The 22,162-nt window shown below is 67.0% G+C and carries 16 protein-coding genes and 1 tRNA gene; 8 read left to right on the top strand and 9 right to left on the bottom strand.

The window, feature by feature from the left end; genetic code table 11:
• Positions 1 to 28: 28 nt before the first annotated feature.
• The 3 genes from ASF77_RS01355 to purT form a co-directional block, all read right to left on the bottom strand.
• Positions 29 to 1,165, bottom strand: coding sequence for a PepSY domain-containing protein (locus tag ASF77_RS01355; RefSeq protein WP_056333324.1), 1,137 nt, complete (start codon positions 1,163 to 1,165; stop codon positions 29 to 31).
• Between the two features lie 13 nt (positions 1,166 to 1,178).
• Positions 1,179 to 3,296 (bottom strand): TonB-dependent siderophore receptor, encoded by a 2,118-nt coding sequence (locus tag ASF77_RS01360; RefSeq protein WP_082493495.1) that lies wholly within the window; start codon positions 3,294 to 3,296, stop codon positions 1,179 to 1,181.
• A gap of 145 nt (positions 3,297 to 3,441) precedes the next feature.
• A complete protein-coding gene (gene purT, locus ASF77_RS01365) occupies positions 3,442 to 4,653 on the bottom strand; it encodes a formate-dependent phosphoribosylglycinamide formyltransferase (RefSeq protein WP_056333327.1) in 1,212 nt (403 codons plus the stop codon).
• A gap of 134 nt (positions 4,654 to 4,787) precedes the next feature.
• Here purT and ASF77_RS01370 point away from each other — a divergent pair.
• Positions 4,788 to 4,863: transfer RNA gene (locus tag ASF77_RS01370), tRNA-Asn, on the top strand.
• Between the two features lie 164 nt (positions 4,864 to 5,027).
• Here the strand turns inward: ASF77_RS01370 and ASF77_RS01375 are convergent.
• Both ASF77_RS01375 and ASF77_RS01380 read right to left on the bottom strand, forming a co-directional pair.
• A complete protein-coding gene (locus ASF77_RS01375; RefSeq protein ID WP_056333330.1) occupies positions 5,028 to 6,524 on the bottom strand; it encodes an amidase in 1,497 nt (498 codons plus the stop codon).
• 73 nt (positions 6,525 to 6,597) lie between these two features.
• Positions 6,598 to 6,891 carry a hypothetical protein gene (locus tag ASF77_RS01380; protein WP_200934119.1) on the bottom strand — a complete coding sequence of 98 codons (294 nt, stop codon included), beginning with the start codon at positions 6,889 to 6,891 and terminating at the stop codon, positions 6,598 to 6,600.
• A gap of 168 nt (positions 6,892 to 7,059) precedes the next feature.
• On the opposite strand from ASF77_RS01380, the gene ASF77_RS01385 reads away from it, so the two are divergent.
• Positions 7,060 to 8,721, top strand: coding sequence for a response regulator (locus ASF77_RS01385; RefSeq protein ID WP_056333336.1), 1,662 nt, complete (start codon positions 7,060 to 7,062; stop codon positions 8,719 to 8,721).
• A gap of 19 nt (positions 8,722 to 8,740) precedes the next feature.
• Here ASF77_RS01385 and ASF77_RS01390 read toward each other — a convergent pair whose 3' ends face one another.
• Complete coding sequence (locus ASF77_RS01390; RefSeq protein WP_056333338.1) at positions 8,741 to 9,196, bottom strand: response regulator; 456 nt, start codon at positions 9,194 to 9,196, stop codon at positions 8,741 to 8,743.
• A gap of 14 nt (positions 9,197 to 9,210) precedes the next feature.
• Entirely contained in the window at positions 9,211 to 11,469 is a 2,259-nt protein-coding gene (locus ASF77_RS01395) for an ATP-binding protein (RefSeq protein WP_056333341.1), read from the bottom strand.
• Positions 11,470 to 11,710: 241 nt separating this feature from the next.
• Here ASF77_RS01395 and ASF77_RS01400 point away from each other — a divergent pair, with 241 nt between their 5' ends.
• Positions 11,711 to 13,615 carry a PAS domain-containing sensor histidine kinase gene (locus tag ASF77_RS01400; protein ID WP_056333344.1) on the top strand — a complete coding sequence of 635 codons (1,905 nt, stop codon included), beginning with the start codon at positions 11,711 to 11,713 and terminating at the stop codon, positions 13,613 to 13,615.
• 7 nt (positions 13,616 to 13,622) lie between these two features.
• Positions 13,623 to 14,558: a pyridoxal-phosphate dependent enzyme gene (locus ASF77_RS01405; protein ID WP_056333346.1), complete on the top strand. Its 936-nt coding sequence runs from the start codon at positions 13,623 to 13,625 to the stop codon at positions 14,556 to 14,558.
• A gap of 3 nt (positions 14,559 to 14,561) precedes the next feature.
• Here ASF77_RS01405 and ASF77_RS01410 read toward each other — a convergent pair whose 3' ends face one another.
• Together ASF77_RS01410 and ASF77_RS01415 are read right to left on the bottom strand one after the other, a co-directional pair.
• Positions 14,562 to 15,734 (bottom strand): triacylglycerol lipase, encoded by a 1,173-nt coding sequence (locus ASF77_RS01410; RefSeq protein WP_056333349.1) that lies wholly within the window; start codon positions 15,732 to 15,734, stop codon positions 14,562 to 14,564.
• A 131-nt stretch (positions 15,735 to 15,865) separates the two neighbouring features.
• Complete coding sequence (locus tag ASF77_RS01415) at positions 15,866 to 17,131, bottom strand: dienelactone hydrolase family protein (protein ID WP_056333351.1); 1,266 nt, start codon at positions 17,129 to 17,131, stop codon at positions 15,866 to 15,868.
• 249 nt (positions 17,132 to 17,380) lie between these two features.
• Here ASF77_RS01415 and ASF77_RS01420 point away from each other — a divergent pair, with 249 nt between their 5' ends.
• The 4 genes from ASF77_RS01420 to ASF77_RS01435 all read left to right on the top strand — a co-directional run bounded on the left by ASF77_RS01420 (position 17,381) and on the right by ASF77_RS01435 (position 22,144).
• The gene (locus ASF77_RS01420) at positions 17,381 to 19,588 is read left to right on the top strand and encodes a response regulator (RefSeq protein ID WP_056333354.1); all 2,208 of its coding nucleotides are present in this window, start codon (positions 17,381 to 17,383) and stop codon (positions 19,586 to 19,588) included.
• Between the two features lie 99 nt (positions 19,589 to 19,687).
• A complete protein-coding gene (locus tag ASF77_RS01425; protein ID WP_056333358.1) occupies positions 19,688 to 20,254 on the top strand; it encodes an NADPH-dependent FMN reductase in 567 nt (188 codons plus the stop codon).
• Positions 20,255 to 20,288: 34 nt separating this feature from the next.
• Positions 20,289 to 20,909: a tRNA-uridine aminocarboxypropyltransferase gene (locus tag ASF77_RS01430; protein ID WP_056333360.1), complete on the top strand. Its 621-nt coding sequence runs from the start codon at positions 20,289 to 20,291 to the stop codon at positions 20,907 to 20,909.
• A gap of 56 nt (positions 20,910 to 20,965) precedes the next feature.
• Positions 20,966 to 22,144, top strand: a complete 1,179-nt coding sequence (locus ASF77_RS01435) for a PA0069 family radical SAM protein (RefSeq protein WP_056333363.1) — start codon at positions 20,966 to 20,968, stop codon at positions 22,142 to 22,144.
• Positions 22,145 to 22,162 lie beyond the last annotated feature (18 nt).

Below are 22,162 nucleotides of genomic sequence, written 5' to 3' on the forward strand. Positions count from 1 at the left end.
CGTGTCGCAAGACACGGCCTTTTTCGTTTCACGCCTGTGCCGTCTGCCGCTCGCGCAAGGCGGCCAGCTTCTGCTCGGCCGACACATGGCGCCGCTTCCACCACAGCACCAGCCCACCCCACAGCACCCAGATGCTGAGCAGGTCGAGCAGCGTCCACAGCAGCTTGAGCGCCAGCCCGCCGTAGTCGCCGAAATGCAGGGGCTGCGACAGCATCAGGGTCGACACATACCAGGGCATCTCGCCCGTGGCCGCCACCGCGCCCGTGCGCGCGTCGACCATGACGATCCTCAGCAGCTTCGAGGTCACGTCGGTATTGCCCTGCATGAAAGCCATGAAGTGCTGCGGCGTGCTGAAGTCGTTGCCGGGAAAGGCCATGAAGCTGAGCGACATGCCAGGCTGGGCCTGCTGCGCCGCGGCCAGCGCGGCGCCGGCCGAAACCTTCCCCGTCACGGACGGAAGGTGGCGGTAGGGCGCGGCCAGGGCCTGCAGCTCGGTTGTCTGCCACTGGCCGAAGATCGGCCGGTTGAGTGCGTTGATGGTGCCGGTGACGCCGACCACCAGCAGCCACACCAGCGTCACCATGCCCAGCAGGTTGTGCTGGTCGAGCCATTTCAGCCGCCGCACGCGCTCGCGCCGCACGGTACCGAAAGGCAGCTTCTTCATGTAGGGCGCGTAGACGGCGATGCCCGAGACGATCGAGGCTGCCAGCAGCAGTCCCATCAAGCCGAGGAAGAGGGTTCCCGGCAGGTCGAGGTACATGTCCGTATGCAGGCGCAGCATCAAGTCCATGAAGCCTTGGCCCAGCGGGTACGCGCTGAGGAAAGCGCCGCTGCGCGCATCGTAGGTGTAGAAGGCGGTGAGGCCGGGCGAATCGACGCGCTCGGCCAGGCGCACGTAGAGCAGATCCGGCTCGTCCGGTTCGGCCACGAGGAACTGCGGCACGTCGGCCGGCCGGCGCGCGGCGGCGTCGGCGACGATGGCGTCGACGTCGGCACGGCCGCTCGATCCCGCAGCGAGCGCGGGCGCCTCGACGCTATGGCCGAGCGCGTGGTTGATCTCGTGCGAGAAGATCAGCGGCAGCCCCGTCACGCACAGCATCAGCAGGAACAGGGTGGACACGAGGCTCGTCCATTTATGGACGGCGTACCAGGTGCGAAACGACATGGGCACCCTCCGTTCAGAACGACGCTTGGATGCTCAGCTCGATGCTGCGCTCGGCGCCCATCCAGCAGTTGCGCGCACTGAAGCAGGCGCCCACGTGGCGCTTGTCGCCCAGGTTGCTGGCCGTGAGGCCGATGCGCAGCGTGTCGCTCACGCGGTACAGCGCGGCCGCGTCGAACACGGTGTAGGACGGCACGGTGGCGCTGTTGGCCGCGTCCATCTGGCTCTTGCCGACATAGCGCACGCCGGCCGACAGGTCCAGCTGCGGCTGCGCCGCCCAGTTGATCCAGAGCGCGGCCTGCTTGTCGGCCACCCAGACCGGCGTCTTGCCGACCAGCGAAGGATCGAGTTCGTTCTCGGTCACGCTCATGTCCAGGCGCGTCAGGGCCAGCGTGAAATCGAGGTCGTCCAGCACGCCCTGGCGCCAGGACATCTCCACGCCTTTCGACTGCACTTCGCCGTTCTGCGTGTATTGGTTGAAGCTCGGCGTGTTGACGACCACGTTCTGCTTGCGGATGTCGAAGGCGGCGGCGGTCAATTGCGTGCGTTTGTCGGGCGACTGGTACTTGATGCCGGCCTCGCGCTGCTTCGCCGTGGTCGGCTTGAAGGCGCTGCCGGTGAGCGAATCGACGCCGGACGTCGGCTCGAACGAGGTCGAATAGTTCAGGTAGGGCGCCAGGCCATTGGCGAACTTGTAGATCGCGGCCAGGCGCCCGCTGGTGCGGCCCTGGCGGATGCGGGTGCTGCTGTTCGAGGGCGTGCCGTCGTAGCTCGAATCGTTGACGTCCTCGCTGCGGTAGCGGTCGCGGCGCAGGCCGGCGATGACCGTCAGCGGGCCCCAGGCCAGTTCGTCCTGCAGGTACAGGCCGAGCTGCGACTGCCGGATGCGGTGGCGCTCGGTGTAGAGGTCGAGCGGCAGCGTGGCCGGCTCGAGCAGCCAGTGGTTCGGGTTGCCGAGGTCGATCGCGGGCGTGCCGGTGCCGAGCGTGTCGCCGTAGCGCACATGCGAATCCATCTTTTGGTAATCGACGCCGGCCAGCAGCGCGTGCTTGACGGGCCCCGTGCGCGCCTTGATGGCGAGCTGGTTGTCGACCACATAGCCGTCCTGTTCCTCGTCGGTGAAATAGGCGGCGCGCGCCAGGCTGCGGTTATCCGCGTCCAGGCCGAGGTTATAGGTATTGCGCTGGAAGCCCGCCGCCTTCGTGTAGCGGAAGTTCTGCAGGAATTTCACGTCCTCATTGAAGCCGTGCTCGAACTTCCAGCCGCCCAGCGTCGCCTTACGCTTCATGCCCGACCAGCGCGCGTCGCCGGCAAAAGCGTCGCTGTCGAGCTTCCCGTACGGCGCCGGGAACAGGGTGCCGACGGCCGGCAGCGGCGTCGAGGGCACCAGGGACGGGTCGACCTGGTGATAGAGGTTCAGGTTCAGGCGCGTGCTCGGTGCGATGCGCCAGGTGAGCGAAGGCGCGACCAGGTTGCGCGCCTCGCGCGTCGTCTCCTGCTGGCCGTCGCGCTTGCGGATCAGGGCGACGATGCGGTAGTCGACGTTCGGCGTCAGCGCGCCGGTGCTGTCGATGCCCAGTTCGCGCAGGTTGTTGCTGCCGAAGCGGAAGCGTGCTTCGGTCTCCTGCTGCGAACGCGGCTGCTTGGCGGTCTGGTTGACCATGCCGCCCGGCGGCGCCGAACCGTAGAGCACCGAGGTCGGGCCTTTCAGGATCTCGACGCTTTCGGTGGCGAAGGCGTCGATCTGCGGCACCAGGTTCCACAGCCCGTTGTACTGCAGCGGCAGCCCGTCGTAGTAGTTGCGGTAGCTCTCGAAACCGCGGATCGTGTACTGGTCGAAGATCGTCACCGTCGCCCGGCTCTCCGGCGTCACGCCCGGCACATAGCGCAGCGCTTCGTTGACGCTGTCGGCCTGGCGCGCGGCCAGCAGCTCGGCGTCGTAGACCTCGTAGCTCATCGGCGCGTCCATGGGCTTCAGGGTCGACTTGGTGCCGGTGGTGCGGTAGCCGGTGCCGGTGACGACGACTTGCTGGAGGGGATCGGCGCTTTGTTCCTGAGCGCTGGCCAGGCCGGAGCAGGCGAGGGCGACCAGCAGGGCGAGCGGACGCAGGGGGAAGTGAGGGGAGGTAGACATCGTTTCTTCTTTGTATTGAGAATGGTAATGCGAATCATTATCAATAAGGATATCAAGGATGTCAACCAGCCGGGGCGGGCGCGAGGTAACGGACGAAAAAAAGGCGCCACGAAGGCGCCATCCGGATGCTGCGAGGTGGAGATGCTCAGCGGCCTGCCACCGGTTTCACTTTGGACGCGGCCGCCAGCGCGCGCTCGCGTGCGGTCTCGACGTCGCCCGCGGTCGCCAGCGCCACGCCCATGCGGCGGCGCGCAAAGGATTCCGGCTTGCCGAACAAGCGGACATCGGTGCTAGGCACCAGCAAGGCCTCGGCCACGCCTTCGAAGGCGATTCCCTTGGCGTCGAGCTGGCCGTAGATCACTGCCGAGGCGCCCGGGGCGCGCAGCGCCGTGTTGACCGGCAGGCCGAGCACGGCCTTGGCGTGCAGCTCGAATTCGCTCTGCACCTGCGTCGCCATCGTCACCATGCCGGTGTCATGCGGACGCGGGCTCACTTCCGAGAACCAGACCAAATCTCCCTTGACGAACAGCTCGACCCCGAACACGCCCAGGCCGCCCAGATTGCCCGTGACCTTTTCCGCGATCTCGCGCGAGCGTGCCAAGGCCAGTGGGTTCATCGGGTGCGGCTGCCAGGATTCGACGTAATCGCCCTGCACCTGCTTGTGGCCGATCGGCTCGCAGAAGCTGGTGACGATTTCACCGTTGGCGCCGCGCGAACGCACGGTCAGCAGGGTGATCTCGTAGTCGAAATCGATGAAGCCTTCGGCGATCACGCGCCCGGCGTCGACGCGTCCGCCGGCGGCCGCGTAGTCCCAGGCGGCTTTCACATCCGCCGCGCTGTCGAGTTTCGACTGGCCCTTGCCCGAGGACGACATCACCGGTTTCACCACGCAGGGGAAGCCGACGGCCGCGCAGGCCTCTTCCAGCTCGGCCAGGCTGCTGGCGAAGCGGTAGGGCGAGGTGGCCAGCCCCAGCTCTTCGGCGGCGAGGCGGCGGATGCCTTCGCGGTTCATCGTCAGCTGCGCCGCGCGCGCGGTCGGGATGCAGGTGATGGTTCCCGCCGCTTCGAGCGCGGCCAGGGTATCGGTGGCGATCGCCTCGATCTCGGGGATCACGAGATCGGGCTGCTCCTGCGCGATCAGGGCGGCGAGGGCGGCGCCGTCGGTCATGTCGATCACGTGGGCACGGTGCGCGACCTGGTGGCCAGGCGCGTCCGGATAGCGGTCGACGGCGACGACTTCGACGCCGAGACGCTGCAGGGAAATGATGACTTCCTTGCCGAGTTCGCCTGAGCCGAGCAGCATCACGCGCGTGGCGGAAGGCGAGAGGGGAGTGCCGAAAATGCGGGAAGTGGTCATGGTCGTGTGGACGGTGATAGGAGTGCCGCGACTATAGCAAAGGGCGGCGCAGCGGGTGCGCCACGGCCCCGAAATTGAAATTTTCGTACGGGACTCGCCAAACCGCGATCCGCCCGCTATAATGTTGCCTCAATTCCCTGATAGCTCAGTCGGTAGAGCGACGGACTGTTAATCCGCAGGTCCCTGGTTCGAGTCCAGGTCGGGGAGCCAGAATTCAGAAGGCCGCGTCGATGACGCGGCCTTTTTCGTTTTGGTGGTTTGTAGGGTGGGCTCTCGAGCCCACGCGGTACGGCGCTTGATATGCGGCGGCTTTTCCGACGCGGTGGGTACGCATCGGTACGACCGCGTGGGCTCGGAGAGCCCACCCTACAAAATCAGTCCCTTGCCAGCGGCGACAACCTGTCAAACCACGGCGCCGCCTCTTCCAATTGCCGCGCCAGCTGCAGCAGCACATCCTCGCTCCCGAAGCGCCCCACGAACTGCACGCCCAGCGGCAAGCCGTGCGCCGTCCAGTGCAGCGGCACCGACATCGCCGGCACGCCCGTCAGGTTCGCCAGCTGGGTGAAGGGTACATAGCGCAGGCTGTCGCGGGCGATCTTGTTGACGGTGCCCTCCAGCAGACCCAAACGCGCCAGGATGCCCAGCAGGCCGCTGCGCTGGAGCAGGTCGAGCACCCACTGTTCGCCGCGTGGCGGCTCGCCCTGGCCGTGGCGGATCGGGGGATGGGCCAGCGTCGGCGTCAGCTGCAAATCGTAGCGCGCATGGAAGCGCGCCAGCGCCCGTGCGAACTCGTTCCACTTGGCCAGCTGCGTCGTCAGGCGCCCGGCCGGGACGCTGTTCCCCAGCGTCAGCAGCAGGCGGCTCATGAGTTCGACGTCGCCCGCACGCGCACCGAGCGCACGGCCGCGCGCGACGATGGCCGGCACCTGGCCGAAATACATGTGGAGGAAACTCTCGGCCAGCGCCGCGCCGTCGACCTCGGGCGCGGCTTCCTCGACCTCGTGGCCGAGCCCGCGCAGCAGTTCGACGGTGCGGTGTACGGCCGCCACCGCTTCCGGATGCACCTCGGTGCCGATCGGAGAAACGGTCGAATAACCGATGCGCAGCTTGCCGGGATCGCGCCGCATCAGCTCGCGATAGGGCGCCGCCGGCGGAGCGATGTCGAAAGGGTCGCCCGGCTCGCGGCCGGCCAGGATGTCCAGCGCCAGCGCCGAATCGCGCACGCTGCGCGAGAGCACCCCTTCGCTCGAGGCGCCGAACCAGACTTCGCCGATCGCCGGGCCGGACGAGACCCGTCCGCGCGAAGCGCGCAGCCCGAACAGCCCGCAGCAGGCGGCCGGGATGCGGATCGAACCGCCGCCGTCGTTCCCCGCCGCCATCGGCACGATGCCCGCCGCGACCGCCGCCGCCGCGCCGCCGCTGGAGCCGCCCGGCGTATGGCCCAGGTTCCAGGGATTGCTGGTGCGGCCGTTGAGCACGGGGTCGGTGACGGCCTTCAGCGCGAACTCCGGCAGGTTGGTCTTGCCGAAGATGACCAGCCCGGCGTCCAGGTAGCGCCGCACCACGGCCGCGTGCTCGGTCGGCAAATAGTTGCGCATGGAGCGGCTGCCGAAGGTGGTGGGCAGGCCGGCGTAATCCTGGATGCCGTCCTTGATCAGGAAGGGTACGCCCGCCAGCGGCCCCAGATTGAGGTGATCCAGCTGCGCGCGCGCCTGCGGTTCCAGCAAACGGCAGACGGCATTGATGCGGCCGTGTACGGCGGCGTTGCGGGCGAGGGCGAGGTCGAGCAGTGCGGCGGGCGTGGTGTCGCCGCGTTGGACGAGCGCGGCCAGCGCAGTCGCGTCGTGTTGCAGGTATTCCTTGAAATCCATGGGGCGCCCTGTGGAGGTTTTGCCCAACATGAAATAGCCTTAACGCAACATTGTCAAGTTAAAATCAAATCCGTCATTTTCGCCGCTTCTTGTCGTTCGAGGTGTAGGTGCGCGTGTAGAAGTCGGGCGGCTTCCTCGCCACCCAGTCGATGAAGGCGCGGATCTCCTCGTGGCCGCGCAGCGCCTCCCAAGTGTGATAGCTGCGCAGCAGCTCGCGCTCGGTAAAGGCCGAGTGGATTTTGCGATGGCAGATCTTATGGATCGGGAACTGTTCCTTGCCCTTGAACGTCTTCGGCACCAGGTGATGGCGGTCGATGTTCACGGTGCCCAGTTCGCGGCCGCACAGGGGACATGGATGGTCTGGCACGTCGTTCTCGCATGACAAATACATTGTCAATACGATGTGGGGATGAAAGGCCGGGAGGCAAGCACAATAGTGAATTTGATGAACCTGCTATTCACATTGGTGTAGAATCAACGCTTCACAAAAAGCAACTTGGCCTCCGCGCAGTCGGCAAAACGGGGCGAGATATCGATGATCGAAGACGATTCCCATAGCTGTTCCATCTTGCTGATCGATGACGAGCCGTTTGCACAGCAAATCATCGAGCACGGATTGAAAACCTGTGTGAAGCATGTGCTGCGTTACGAATCGAACGCGGCGCGCGCTGTGCAGCTCGTAAGCGAGCTCGACATCACCGTGGTGCTGGTCGACCTGCGCATGCCCGACCTCGACGGCTTCGAATTCACGCGCCGTCTGCGCGCCAATCCCGCCACCGAGCACGTCCCCGTCATCATGCTGTCCTCCGAGGACGACCCGGAAATCAAGGCGCAGGCCTTTGCCGCGGGCGTCAACGACTACATGGTGAAATGGCCCGACCCGCGCGAGCTGGTGGCGCGGGTGCAGTACCACAACGACGCCTGCATCGCCCGCCGCGAGCGCGACGCCGCCTTTGCCTCGCTGCGCGTGAGTCAGGAACAGCTGGCCGCCAGCGAATCGGCCCTGCACCAGGCGCAGAAGATGGAAGCCATCGGCCAGCTCACCGGCGGCGTGGCCCACGACTTCAACAACGTCCTGCAGATCATCGGCGGCAATCTGCAGCTGCTCAAGCTCGTCGGCAACCTGAACGAGATGGCGCGTACGCGCGTCGAGATGGCGCTGGCCGGCGTCGAGCGCGGCGCCAAGCTGTCCTCGCACCTGCTCGCCTTTGCCCGGCGCCAGCCACTGCAGTCGGTCGTGCTCAACCCGGGCCACCTGCTGCGCGACATGGACGACATGGTGCGCCGCGTGCTCGGGCCGAATACACGCATCGTCACCGACATCGATCCCTCGCTGTGGAGCACGGTCGCCGACCCGAACCAGCTCAACAACGTGCTACTGAACCTGGCCATCAATGCGCGCGACGCGATGGGCGGCAGCGGCACCCTGCACATCCGCGCCGGTAATGTCGGCGGCGCGACGCCGGCCGCCGGCATCGAACTTCCGGTGGGCGTGCCGGCCGCCGACTATGTCTTCATCGAGATCGCCGACAGCGGCAAGGGCATGCCGCCGGAAGTGCTGCGGCGCGTCTTCGAACCCTTTTTCACGACCAAGCCGGTGGGGCAGGGAACGGGTCTGGGCCTGTCGATGGCCTATGGCTTCGTCAAGCAGACCGGCGGCGACATCGCCATCGTCAGCGAAGTCGGGCGCGGCACCAGCGTGCGCATCTTCCTGCCGCGCAGCGAGACCGATGCGGTGCAGCCGGCAGAGCAGCCCGACGTACCGCTCTACGGCGGGCTGGAAACGCTACTGGTGGTGGAAGACGAGGAAGACGTGCGCAGCGCGACCTGCGCGATCCTGTCCGCGCTCGGCTATCAGGTGCTCGAGGCCTGCGATGCCGCCAGCGCGGTCGAGATGATCGAAAGCGGCCGCCATATCGACCTGGTGTTTACCGATGTGGTGATGCCGGGGCCGGTGAGCAGCCTGCAGCTCGGCGAGGCGGTGCAGAAGCATCTGCCGCATGCGCAGATCTTATATACCTCGGGGTATGCGGAAGGCGTCCTGGCCCATGAAGGCAAGGTCAACGCCTCGGTGCACCTGCTGCAGAAACCCTATCATCCGGACGCGCTCAGCGCGCGCATCCGTCACCTGCTGCGCCGCGGGAAGCAGTCCGGCGGCGCAGATCAAACCGGCGCGGAAACCTCGCGGGCCGCCTGACCGGCACCGGCGCGTCGCCTCAGGAAGGACGCACGTAGCGCTGCGAGCCCGGCGGCGGTTCGTTCAGCACCGCCCAGAAGATGCCGAGATCGGCGATCGCGCGCACGAATTCCTTGAAGTCGACCGGCTTGACGACATAGGCGTTCACGCCCAGTTCGTAGCTCCGGATCAGATCCTGTTCTTCCTTCGACGAGGTCAGCATCACGACCGGCATGCTTTTCAGCTTGTCGGTCTTGCGGATCGTCGCCAGCACTTCCAGGCCGTCGACTTTCGGCAGCTTCAGGTCGAGCAGGGTAACGGCCGGATTGCCTTCCGGGCGCTCGGCGAATTCGCCGCGGCGCAGCAGGTAGTCGATCGCTTCGGCGCCGTCGCGCACGACCACGACCTCGTTGGCCAGCTGGCTGCGCGCCAGCGCCACCAGGGTCAGTTCGAGGTCGTGCGGATTGTCTTCGACCAGCAGGATGGGTTTGAGCATGATTGGCTATGCGTTTAAAGTGCGAGCGTTCGCGGGATGCTGAAGGAGAAGGTGGCGCCCTGGCCTTGAATCGACTCGGCCCAGGCCCGGCCGCCGTGGCGCTCGACGATGCGGCGCACGTTGGCGAGGCCGATGCCCGTACCCTGGAAGTCTTCCATGCGGTGCAGGCGCTGGAACACGCCGAACAGCTTGTGGACGTAATCCATGTTGAAGCCGGCGCCGTTGTCGGCGACGTGGAAGACGGTTTCGTGTTCGTCCTGGTCGGCCCGGACGTTGATGATCGCCGGGTCACGCTGGCCGGTAAACTTCACGGCGTTCGACAGCAGGTTCATCATCGCCAGGTGCAGGAAGGTCGGGTCGGCGGTGATGCGCGGCAGCGGCGCCAGGTGCCATTCGATATTGCGCTTGCCGATGTCCAGGCCTAGCTTGTCGATGCAGGACGCAACCAGTTTCGACATGTCGACATCGACCGGACGCAGGGCGGCGCGGCCCATCTGCGAAAAGCTCAGCAGGTCGTCGACCAGCTTGCCGGCCAAGCGCGCCGATTCCTTGATGTTGGTGAGGAAGCGCTGTCGCATGGTCGCATCCTCGCTGCCGCTCGACTCGAGCAGCAGGTCGGAAAAGCCGACGATGTGGCGCAGCGGCGCGCGCAGGTCGTGCGATACCGAATACGAAAAGGCTTCGAGCTCCTTGTTGGCGCGGCCCAGTTCCTCGGCCAGTTCGGCCATCTGCTCGGCGCGTTCGAGCGCGATGCCGAGCAGGGCGCTGCGAAATTCGCCCGTCAGTTCGATCTCGGCGACGTGCCAGGGCAGGCTGACGCCGTGGATCGTCTCGCGCCAGGTGGCGAAGCTGGTGCGCGGCGTGAGCTGCACCAGGGTGCCGGGTACGTCGGCGTCGCTGCGCGCCGCCTTCTCGTGCGGATTGCCGGCCCATTCGATGGTGTGCACGACTTCGGGACGGAACCAGAGCAGGTAGTGCTTGTGCAGGCGCGAGATCGGCATGGACAGCAGGCCGCTGGCATTGCGCTTGAGGGCAGCGGCGCGCGGATAGATGTTCGAGAGCGCATCGGTATGGAAGACTTCGGTGCCATGGCCTTCCTGTTCGAGCCAGGACACCAGATTGCGGATCGCCGCGACCTCGGGCGTGTCGCCGTAGGTCAGCACGCGTTCGTCGGCCACCACCGCCACGCCGCCCGCGCGCGCGAAGCGCAGCAGCTCGGGGAAGACGACGCTCATGTTGTCGATGACGTCGGCGCCCTTGGTGAGGTTGCCCAGCATGGCGACCATCATGCGCCGCACTTCGAGGCGGAACTGCAGCTCGCTCGCATCCTCGCGCGACTCGATGCACAGCGCCAGCACCTGGCCCAGCTGCTCGCAGGCGGTACGCTTTTCGAAAGCGACCGGGCAGGGCGTCTCGTTATGGCAGGAGATCAGGCCCCACAGTTTGCCCTTGACCATCAGCGAGACCGACATCGAGGCCAGCGTCCCCATGTTGCGCATGTATTGCAGGTGCACCGGGGAGACGCTGCGCAGGGCGGCGAACGAGAGATCGTTGCGTCGACCGCTGACCGGATTCTCGGCCGGCACGAGCGGCGAGGGAACGTAGTTGGCGTCCTGGATCAGGCGGATGCGCGACAAGGCGTACAAATCGCGCGCCTGGGCCGGGATGTCCGAGGCCGGGAAGCGCTGGCCCATGTACGAATGGTAGGACTCTTCCTTCGACTCGGCCATCACATGGCCGTGGCCGTCGCGGTCGAACTGGTAGACCATCACGCGGCCGTAGCCGGTGACCATGCGCACGTGGCGGGCCGCCAGTGCGGCCAGCGATTCGACCGATTGCGACTCGTCCACGTTAAGGAGAAAGTCGCCCAGCAGCGGATACAGGTGGCGAAAGTCCGGCGCTTCGGCGCGCTCGACGGCTTCGCATTCGAGCACCAGCACGCCGTCCCAGGCATGGCCGAGCGCGTCGAAATGGCAGCCGTTGGCGGCCGTGACCGTGCCCAGGTAGAAGGGCCGGTTGCCGAGGGCGTCGCCGGTCAGCGCGGGCAGCACGCGGGCGGCCGCGGCCTGGCCGATCACCTCCGCCAGCGGCTGGCCGCAGACGGCTTCGGCCTCGATGCCGAGCCATCTCACCAGGTTGGCGCTCGCCTGCAGGACAACGCCTTCGTGCGACAGCGTCAGCAGGAAACCATGCGGCTGGATGCTGCCGGGCGTACGGATCGGTTCCCGGTCGCAACCGGACAGGTCGAGCGTTGCAATTGGAGCTGGAGTCATGAGGCGCGGACAGGACGGACTGGGTGACAAAGCGACATTCTAGCGTGAAAGGCAAGCTTCCGGATGTTGGATGGCCCCCAGTTGCAACGAGGACACTGCCAGCACGATTCGGTACGTTTTTGAGGCAATCGGCGCTTGACCTAGGGGTAAAGACATGTTCACAAAAGCAAGTGGCGCGTGGCCGGTCGCGGCGGTTTCGGTTTATCATGGGGCTTACCTTGCCAATGCCTGCCCCGTGTTCATGAACAATAGTGTCGCCCCCAAGAAAAAGCTGACCGACGAGCAGCGCTTCCAGTACCTGATCTCCGGAATCAGCGACTACGCGATCTACATGCTCGACCCGGAAGGCCATGTCAGCAGCTGGAATGCCGGCGCCCAGCGCTTCAAGGGCTACCTGGCGCCGGAAATTCTGGGCCAGCATTTCTCGCGCTTCTACACCCCCGAAGACCGCGCCGTGGATCTGCCCAAGCGGGCCCTCGCCACTGCCCTAACCGAGGGCAAGTACGAAGCCGAAGGCTGGCGCATGCGCCAGGACGGCACCCGCTTCTGGGCCAGCGTCGTGATCGACCCGATCTACGACGAGCACCGCACGCTGCTGGGCTACGCGAAGATCACGCGCGATATCACCGACAAGCGCCAGGCCGAGCAGGCGCTGCGCGCCAGCGAAGAACGCTTCCGCCTGCTGGTGCAGGGCGTGACTGACTATGCGATCTACATGCTCGCCCCCGATGGCACGGTCACCAACTGGAACGTGGGCGCCGAACGCATCAAGGGCTACAGCTACGACGAGATCGTCGGCCAGCATTTCTCGACCTTCTACACCGACGAAGACCGCGCCGGTGGACTGCCCGCACGGGCGCTCGGCACCGCCGCGCGCGAAGGGCGCTATGAATCCGAGGGCTGGCGCGTACGCAAGGACGGCACCCGTTTCTGGGCGCACGTCGTGATCGATGCCGTCCATGGCGACATGGGCGAACTGATCGGCTTTGCCAAGATCACGCGCGACCTGACCGAAAAGAAAAAGGCCGACGCCGCGCTGGCCGAGGCAAACGCCGCGCTGTTCCAGGCGCAGAAGATGGAATCGATCGGCCAGCTGACGGGCGGCATCGCGCACGACTTCAACAACCTGCTGTCGGTGATCACGAGCGGCCTCGAGCTGCTGACGCTCAAGCGCGACGGCAACGGCGACAGCAAGACGCTCGACAGCATGCGGCGCGCGGTCGAACGCGCCGCCACCCTGACCCAGCAGCTGCTCGCCTTTGCCCGCCAGCAGCCGCTGCAGCCGGAAACGCGCAGCGTGAACCGCCTCATTTCCGGCTTCGAGTCGGTGCTGCGGCGCGCCGTGAACGCCTCGATCGATTTCCAGCTGCGCCTCGATCCGCAGGTGCACAACACCGTCATCGATAGCGCGCGCTTCGAGTCGGCCATCCTGAACCTGGTCGTCAATGCACGCGACGCCATGCCCGACGGCGGCCACCTGCAGATCGAGACCGCCAACGTCGACCTGGCCGAACGCGAAGTGCGCGGCCTGGCGCCGGGGCCTTATGTGCGGGTGACGGTGTCCGACACCGGCACCGGCATGTCGCCGGAAACGGCGGCGCGCGCTTTCGAACCCTTCTACACGACCAAGGAAGTCGGCAAGGGAACGGGCCTGGGCCTGTCCCAGGTCTACGGCTTCATCAAGCAGTCCGGCGGCGAAGTCGTGATCGGCACCTCGCCCGGCGAAGGCACCGCGATTTCCATCTTCCTGCCGGCCGCGCCGGGACAGCATGGCAGCGCGCAGCGCGACAACACCGAACTGGTGCTGATCGTCGAGGACGAACCCGACCTGATGGACGTGGCGGTGGCGCTCTACATCAGCATGGGCTACGAGGTCGTCACGGCCTCGGACGCGCGCGAAGCCAAGAGCCTGCTCGACAGCCGCGAGGTCGACATCCTCTTCACCGACATCATCATGCCGGGCATGAACGGCCTCGAGCTGGCGGCCTACACCAGCCAGCACCATCCGCAGGTGAAAATCATCCTGGCCTCGGGCTATCCGCTGCCGGCGCTGAAGATCGAGGACGCCAAGCTGTCCGATTTCGCCTTCGTCCACAAGCCCTACCGCCTGTCGGATCTGGCGCGCGCGCTGCGCACCGCCTCCTAGGGCCACCATGGCGCTGCATATCGCCACGCCGCTGCTGGCCTCGACCGCGTTTCCGGTGCGGCCCGGCGCCCGGGTCTGGCTCAAGATGGAGGCGCTGCAGCCGAGCGGCTCGTTCAAGCTGCGCGGCATCGGTCATGCCTGCGCGACCTGGGCTGCACGCGGAGCGCGCCGCATCGTCGCTTCCTCTGGCGGCAACGCCGGCCTGGCGGCGGCCCATGCCGGACGCCGGCTCGGGCTGCCCGTTTTGGTCGTGGTGCCGGAGACGACCAGCGAACGTGCGCGCACCCTGCTGGCGCGCGAGGGCGCGGAAGTCTGCATCCACGGCAGTTCCTTCCAGGAGGCGAACGCCCATGCCCACGGGCTGCTCGGCCCCAGCGACGCCTTCATCCACCCTTTCGACGATCCGCTGCTATGGGAAGGCCATGCGAGCATGATCGACGAGGCGGCCGCCGACGTCCTGCCGGGCGGCGTGCGCTTCGACGCCGTCGTGCTGGCCGTCGGCGGCGGCGGGCTGCTGAGCGGCGTCGTGGCCGGCCTGCGCCGCCAGGGCTGGAACACCGTTCCCGTGTTCGCGGTCGAAACAAGCGGCGCCGATTCCTACGCCCGCTCGCTGGCGGCCGGGGAACGGATCGAACTGCCGGCCATCGCCAGCATCGCCACCTCGCTCGGCGCGCGCACCGTCTCGCAGCACGCCTTCGAACTGGCGCGCACGCATCCGATCACCCCGGTCGTGGTGAGCGACCACGAAGCCGTCGCCGCCTGCCTGCGCTTCATGGACGATCACCGCGTCGTGGTCGAACCGGCCTGCGGCGCCGCGCTGGCGCTGGCCTACCGGGAGGAGGGCCCGCTCGCCGCCTTCAGGAACGTGCTCGTCATCGTCTGCGGCGGCGCCACGGCGACGGTGGCGCAATTGCAGGCCTGGGACGCCCAGTTACGGGCCTAGCCTCTACAAGGCGAACAGGATGTCGCTGATCCGTTCGTAGACGGGATCGGCCGACGGCCCCTTGTTCGGCCAGTTCAGGATGTCGAAGTGGTCGTAGCCGCGCCAGGTGCCCAGGTAATTCCAGGTTCCCGGCACCGGCGTGCCGTCGAAATCGCGCGCCGGATGACCGCCTGGTGCGCGCATGCTGCTGGTGTTGACCACGCCGTCGTTGGCGAACCAGGTTCGGTCGACACGCACCCGTCCCGGCGCATCCTGCGTGTAGCCGCCCATCCCGTGCTGCAGCATCGAAGGCACGATCCATTCCCCCGCATAGGTTTTGTAATAGGCGAACATGTCGTCACGCGGGTACTGGTAATGGCGGTTCTGCAGCGGCGCGATGCGGCGGTCGGTCTCGTTGCAGCAGGGCGCGCCGGCCTCGGTGGCTTGCGTGCCGACCGAAAAATAATAGACATGGGGCGAGGTGCGCGCCCAGGCGTTGAAGTGACGGGCGCCGTCGGGCGCCAGTTCCCAGTTGGCGGCGTCGGCCAGCAGCCAGTTGCGCAGCGGCGAGCGCAGCTCGGACAGGATGTCGAGCACGGCGTCGCGCAAGGTCGTGCCGTTATGCGGCGCCGCGATCGTGGTGACGCTCCTGATCCAGCCGGTCTTGCCTCCGCGGTAGAGCTCGCCATCGCCGCTCCCCGCATCGCCGTGTTCCAGCAATTCGACCAGCGCCCGGATCGTGGTGCCGCCCTGGCTGTGGCCGATCATGTGCAGCGGGTGCTTCTCGTTCCAGGCCGGATACAGGGCGGGCGGATAGCCGCGCGGATTCTCGAAGGGATTGGCCGCCCAGCATTGCACGGCCTTGGGCGTACCGTCGGCGCCGATGCGGTGCGCCCCGTAATCGACGCAGCCGCCCTTGAGCTGGGCATACAGCTCGGCCGCACGCTCGCGGTTGCTGGCGACGGCGCCGACGACGGCGGTGAAGACGGTGCGCGGCCCCTTGTAGGCGCGCAGGTGGGCGGCGATGTCGCCCCGGCCGCCCCAGTACAGGAAGCCGCTACGCGGGAACTGGTCGGGGCCGAAGCCGAGGAAGCCGTGCACCAGCACCACCGGATCGTTGTTGGCCGCGCGCGCCGGATGCATCGGCAGCAGGCTGCAGAACAAGACGGCGAACAGGAAGCGGAAGGGGCGCAGCATGGACACTCCGGAAGGTCGAGTGCCTCATTGTCGGAGCGGCGGAAGGGAAGGCGTTTGCGCCAGGTCGAGCGGGCGCAGGGAACACGCCGGCGACGTACCAATGTGGTGCGCCGTCGGCTTGACGAAATGAATTACTGTGCCGTCGGAACAGTGTTCGCCGGCGGCACGGTGCTGCCCACGGCGCCCGGTGCGTTGGCATCGGCCGGCGCGGCGATCGAGGCGGTCATGCTGGCCTTCTCGGCGGCATCGATCCGGTTGCCGTTCCAGACGATGTAGTCGTCGATCGAGTACAGCTTGCACGGCTCGCTGCTCTTGGCCGAGCAGGTGGCCAGGGCGCGCGCGTCCGGCGCTTCGCCTTCCTCGGCCCAGGTCCAGGCGCCGCTCGGCGAGACCGCGAAGGCGCGCGGCGTCATCTTGGTCAGATAATCGGCATAGGCGCGCCGGCCGTTTTCCGACAGGAAGGGCACGGCCTCGATATCGTCCAGCTGCGCGTACTCGGTACGCGGCGGGGTCGGGCGCGCCGGCACCTTGTGGATCACCTCGGTCGGCATGCCGAGGCCCTTCAGGAAGCGCATCGTGTCATCCAGCCAGATCTTTTCGCCGTCGCGGCTGGCCAGCATGCCGTGGGCATCGCGCTTAAACGACGGGAACTCGACCAGGCGCGCCTTGCCGCCGGCCTGCACAAAAGCTTCGTGCAGGCGGTTGGCCAGATCCGGGCCGAACAGCGAATCGTTCTCGCCGTACATCCAGAGGCTCGGCACCTTGCTGTTGGCGCCGTACTCGGCAAAGGCCGAGACCAGCGCCGAGCGCCAGGCGCAGCGGTCGCTGTCGTCGCGCAGGCCGCCCGCAAAATTGATCAGGCCGCGCACGCCCGGCAGCGCCTGGGTGCCCAGGGCCATCGTCGCCAGGCCGCCGTAGGACTGGCCGGCCACGACGATGTGCTCCTTGTCGATCCAGGACTGGGTGCGGGCATATTCGACCGTCGAACGGATGTCGTCCGCCTGCAGGTAGCCGTTGGCCGTCATGTCGCAGCCGCGGTCGCGGTAGCGTCCGGTCGAGTTGGCGAAGCCCTGGCGCATCGGCACCATCACCGCATAGCCGCGTTTCACGAAGGCGGTGGCCATGTGATAGAAGCGGTCGCGCGGCTGGGCGCTCGGGCGGCCGGGATCCTTGCCGTGGTTGATCACCAGCAGCGGGAACGGGCCGGGGCCGTTCGGACGGAACACCGTCGTCTCGAGCATGGCGCGGTTGTCGACACCGGCCGGCACCTGGACAATCTGCTCGTTCATGCGGTAGTCGAGTTCCAGTTCCTGCTCGATCGCGATGCCAGGCAACATGGCCAGGCTGGCGAGCAGGGCGGCGGTGATCTTGCGAACGGTGGGGCGAACTCTAAACATGGGAAACTCTGGAAAAGCCTGCCGATGCGACAGAATTGCTGGAAGGAATGAATTGATTCTAGGCACCTCGTAGGGCCAGGGCAATATCCGTTTAGGCAATTCCAGAGCTAAATTTTTGAGTGTGGTAAAGATGCTTATCTACATCAATAACGAATGCCGCTTATGTGGCGCCCCAGGCCCCGTAAAGCCTTGGCGTAGGGGAAAGCTTGCTGTTTTCACAGCCTCGTTCGGCATGACGGAATCTGACGTATGCGCTTCCGTAACCGCCTGCTGATCCTGGTCGTCGCCATCCTCGTGCCCGTCTTCATCGGCGCGGCGCTGGCGGTGGCCTGGGTCTATGCCGAGCAACAGGACAAGCAGGAGCGCGTCATCGCCGAGACCGGCCATACGTTTGCGTTGTTGATCGACAACGAGATGCGGCACCACGAAGGCATCCTGCGCACGCTGGCGGCGTCGCCGGCCCTGGCCGAAGACGATATGGACGAGTTCTACGCGCATGCTCGACGCGCCGCGGAAGGCATCGGTGCGGTGGCGATCCTGTACGACATGGCGGGCAAGACCGTGCTGAATACGCGGCGTCCGCTCGGCAGCGTCATTCCGGGGCGCGATCCCTCGAACCTGCCGGCGCTGATCCAGCGCTTCGGCGCGGCCGATACCCTGGTCTCCGACATCTTCTACGCACCGCCGGTACGCCGTTACGACTTCATGATGCAGGTGCCGGTACGCATCGATGGCCAGGTGCGCTACCACCTGCTGCTCGGCCTGAGCACGGGCCTTATCCAGCAATTGCTGGCCCGGCAGCATTTCCCGGCAACCTGGATCACCACAGTGGTCGACCGCAACGGGCGCGTCGTCGCCCGTTCGCACGGCGGCGGCCGCTATGTCGGCACGCTGCTGCGCGAAGAGACGCGCCGGCGCATCGCCGCCACCCACGAAAGCATGGTCTTCGACAGCCGCACGCTCGACGGCATCCCGGTGCGCGCCATGGTCACCACCGTGCCGAAGACGGGCTGGAAGGTCTTGCTGAACATCCCCACCGCCGAGATCCGCCGCGTCCCGCTCGAAGCGGCGGCGCTGCTGGGCGGCATCATGACCGTGCTGCTGGTCGCGGCCCTGGCCGCGGGGCGCTGGTTCGCCGGACGGGCGACGGCGCCGATCGAATACCTGGGGCGCTGCGCCGACCGCCTCGGCAATGGCGAAGAGGTCGCCTACCATCCGCACGGGCTGGAAGAGATCGACAACGTGGCCCGCCGCATGACCGAGGCGAGCAAGCAGATCCGCCGCGCGCAGCACGAACTCGAACAGCGCGTGAGCGAGGCGATCCGCGCCACCGAACAGGCGCAGGGCGCGCTCCTGAAAAGCCAGCGCCTGGAGTCGCTCGGGCGCCTGACGGCCGGCATCGCGCACGAATTCAACAACCTGCTGCAAACCCTGACCACCGCGCTGCAGCTGGGTGCGATGCTGGCCAAGGATCCGAAGTTGCAGAGCCTGATCGATACCTGCAAGCGCACCGTCGGCCGCGCCACCAAGCTCACCGGCCAGCTCGGCTCCTTCGGGCGCGTGCAGGAAGGGCGCCTGCTGACGGTCGACCCGAAACTGCAGCTGGAAAGCGCGCTGCAGCTGATCCGCGGCGGGGTGGGCGAGGCGGTCGCCATCGATACCGATTTCGCCCCCGAGCTGTGGCCGGTCACGGTCGAACCGCTGCAGTTCGACCTCGCCTTGCTGAACCTGGCGATCAATGCGCGCGACGCCATGGACGGCGGCGGGGTGCTGCGCATCTGCGCGCGCAACGTCTCGCTCGCCGCACCGCCTCAGGGCCTGGCGCCGGGCGACTACCTGCACCTGACGGTGTCGGACGCCGGCGCCGGCATGGCGCCCGAGGTCATGGCGCAGGCGCTCGATCCCTTCTTCACGACCAAGGCGCCGGGCGAGGGCACGGGGCTCGGCCTGCCGCAGGCCTATGCCTTCGCGGCCCAGGCGCACGGGCTGCTGACGCTCGACAGCGCGCCGGGGCGCGGCACCCGCGTCCATATCTACCTGCCGCGCGCCGACAGTCCGCCGGCGCCGAGCGTGGCGGAACAGCCGGCCACCCTCTGCCAGGCCGGCGGCAGCGTGCTCTTCGTCGAGGACGACCCGCTGGTGCGCGAGGCCGTGGCCGGCGGACTGCGCCAGGCCGGCTTCGCGGTACGCGTGGCCGAGAGCGGCGACCAGGCGCTCGCGCTGCTCGATGGCGGGCTGGCGATCGACATCGTGTTCTCCGACGTCGTCATGCCCGGCGACCTCAGCGGCATCGACCTGGCGCGCGCCATACGGCGGCGCTGGCCGGACTTGCCGGTGGTGCTGGCCACCGGCTACACCGAGCGCCGCGTCGCGCTGCCGGACGTGCCGATCCTGGCCAAGCCCTACGACATCGCCCAGGCGGTCAAGCTGCTGGACGGCCTGGTGGCGCACGACTAGCCGGGTGGCCAATAGCTCGACGGCAAAGCGGCGCGCCCCGTCACCCGACTTGACTAGAATCGGCGGCGGGGCTGTTCCCGGACTTGTCAGGAGACGAACATGGTCAAGGTGGCGGTGATTGTCGGCAGTACCCGTCCAGGGCGCAAGGCGCTCGATGTGGCGCGCTGGGTGATGGAGACGGCCAGCAAACGAAGCGATGCGCAATTCGAACTGGTCGACATCCAGGATTTCAACTTGCCCCTGCTGGACGAGCCGGTACCGCCTTCGATGGGCCAGTACTCGCAGCCGCACACGATCGCCTGGGCCGAGAAAATCGCCGGCTACGACGGCTTCGTCTTCGTCACGCCCGAGTACAACCACGGCACCTCGGGCGCGCTGAAGAACGCCATCGACTTCCTCTACAAGGAATGGAACAACAAGGCCGCCGGTTTCGTCGGCTATGGCAGCGCCGGCGGGGCCCGCGCCATCGAAAGCCTGCGCCTCGTGATGGGCGAACTGATGGTGGCCGACGTGCGCGCCCAGGTCATGCTCTCGCTGTTCACCGACTTCGAGAATTTCGCCACCTTCAAGCCGGCCGCGCACCACACCGGTTCCGTGAATGCCATGCTCGACCAGGTGGTGGCCTGGAGCAGGGCGCTGGCGCCGCTTCGCCAGAACCCGGGCTAGGCTACAATCGGCGCCTTTTGCGCCCCTTTCCACGATGACCGATTCACCCGTCCGCCGCGCAACCTGCGCGGCCTGCCTGCGCGCGCAACGCACCTGCATCTGCGCCTGGGTGCGCCCGGTCGCGCTCGACGCCGGACTGCTCATCCTGCAGCATCCGCTGGAAGTGGCCAATGCCAAGAACAGCGCACGCCTGCTGCACCTGTGCGTGATCGGCAGCCGCCTGGAAGTGGGCGAGGCCTTCGATGCGGCGGCGCTGGACGCCATGCTCCACGCCGACGGCCGCACGCCGGTGCTGCTGTATCCGGAGACGCCAGGCGCGGCCGCCATGGCGCCCGCCTGCCTGCCGCCGCCCGCGCGGCTGCGCATCGTCCTGCTCGACGCCACCTGGCGCAAGAGCCGCAAGATGCTCCATCTGAACCCAGCGCTGCAAACGCTGCCGCGCCTGGCGCTGGTGGAAATGCCGGCATCGAACTACCGCATCCGCAAGGCCCACGCGCCCGATCAGCTGTCGAGCCTGGAGGCCGGCGCCCATGCGCTGGGGCAGGTGACGGGCGACATGGTGGTGGTGGCGCCCTTGTTCGACGCGTTTGATCAATTCGTTGCGCAGCAGGCAGCTTTTGTGCCTGGAAGTGTTGTACGCACGCGCCAAACTTGAGTTCCTCAAAAGAGCGGCGTACTATACTGTATAAATATACAGTACAAGGTATCCTCATGGAACTGCGCGAACGAAGCATCGATCGGGAATACAGTGCCGAACAGCCTGTGTTGGTACCGCGTCCCCACGCGGCGCGCAAGGGGCGCGGCGCCGTGTCGAACCTGCAAGGGCGTTACGAAGTGAACGGCCGCGAGGAATTCGACGACGGCTGGGAGGCTGGCATCGCGCTCGGCGACGCTGCGCCTTTCAAAACCCAGGTGACGGACGAGATGGCGAAAAGCATCCTCTCGCGCAACGCCTCGCCCGACATTCCCTTCAAGGTCTCGCTCAATCCCTACCGCGGCTGCGAGCACGGTTGCATCTACTGCTTCGCTCGGCCGACGCACAGCTACCTCGGCCTGTCGCCCGGGCTGGACTTCGAAACCCGGCTGTTCGCCAAGGTGAACGCGGCCGAGCTGCTGCGGCGCGAGCTGGCCCATCCCGGCTACAAGCCCGAGCACATCGCCATCGGGGTCAACACCGACGCCTATCAGCCCTGCGAGCGCGAGTACCGCCTGACGCGCCAGGTGCTCGAGGTGCTCAGCGAATGCCAGCATCCGGTCGGCATGATCACCAAGTCCTCGCTGATCGAGCGCGACATCGACCTGCTGGCGCCCATGGCCGCCAAGGGCCAGGCCATCGCCGCCATTACCCTGACCACGCTCGACTCGGAAATCTCGCGCACGCTGGAACCGCGCGCGGCCGCGCCGGCGCGGCGCCTGCGCACCATCCGCACCCTGACCGAGGCCGGCATCCCGGTCAGCGTCAGCGTGGCGCCGGTCATCCCGTTCGTAACGGAACCTGAAATCGAACGCATCCTGGAAGCGGCGCGCGACGCCGGCGCCGTGAGCGCGCACTACACCGTGCTGCGCCTGCCTTTCGAGGTGAATCCGCTGTTTCAGGAGTGGCTGGAAACCCATTTCCCCGAACGGGCCCAGCGCGTCATGAACCGCGTGCGTGACATGCGCGGCGGCAAGGACTACGACAGCGAATGGGGCAAGCGCATGCAGGGCGAAGGCGTCTGGGCCGACCTGATCCGCCAGCGCTTCACCAAGACCGTCGAGCGGCTGGGGCTGGGCAAGCTGGGCAGCCGCTTCGAGCGGCTCGACACCAGCCGGTTCCGGCGTCCGCTGGTGGTGCCGGCGGCGGTGGGCAAGGCGGGAACGAAGGGGGCGGGGCAGATGGCCCTGTTCTGAATCTCGCCGCGTGCGCTG

Origin of the sequence: Massilia sp. Leaf139, assembly GCF_001424165.1 — a bacterium.
GTDB lineage: Bacteria > Pseudomonadota > Gammaproteobacteria > Burkholderiales > Burkholderiaceae_D > Telluria.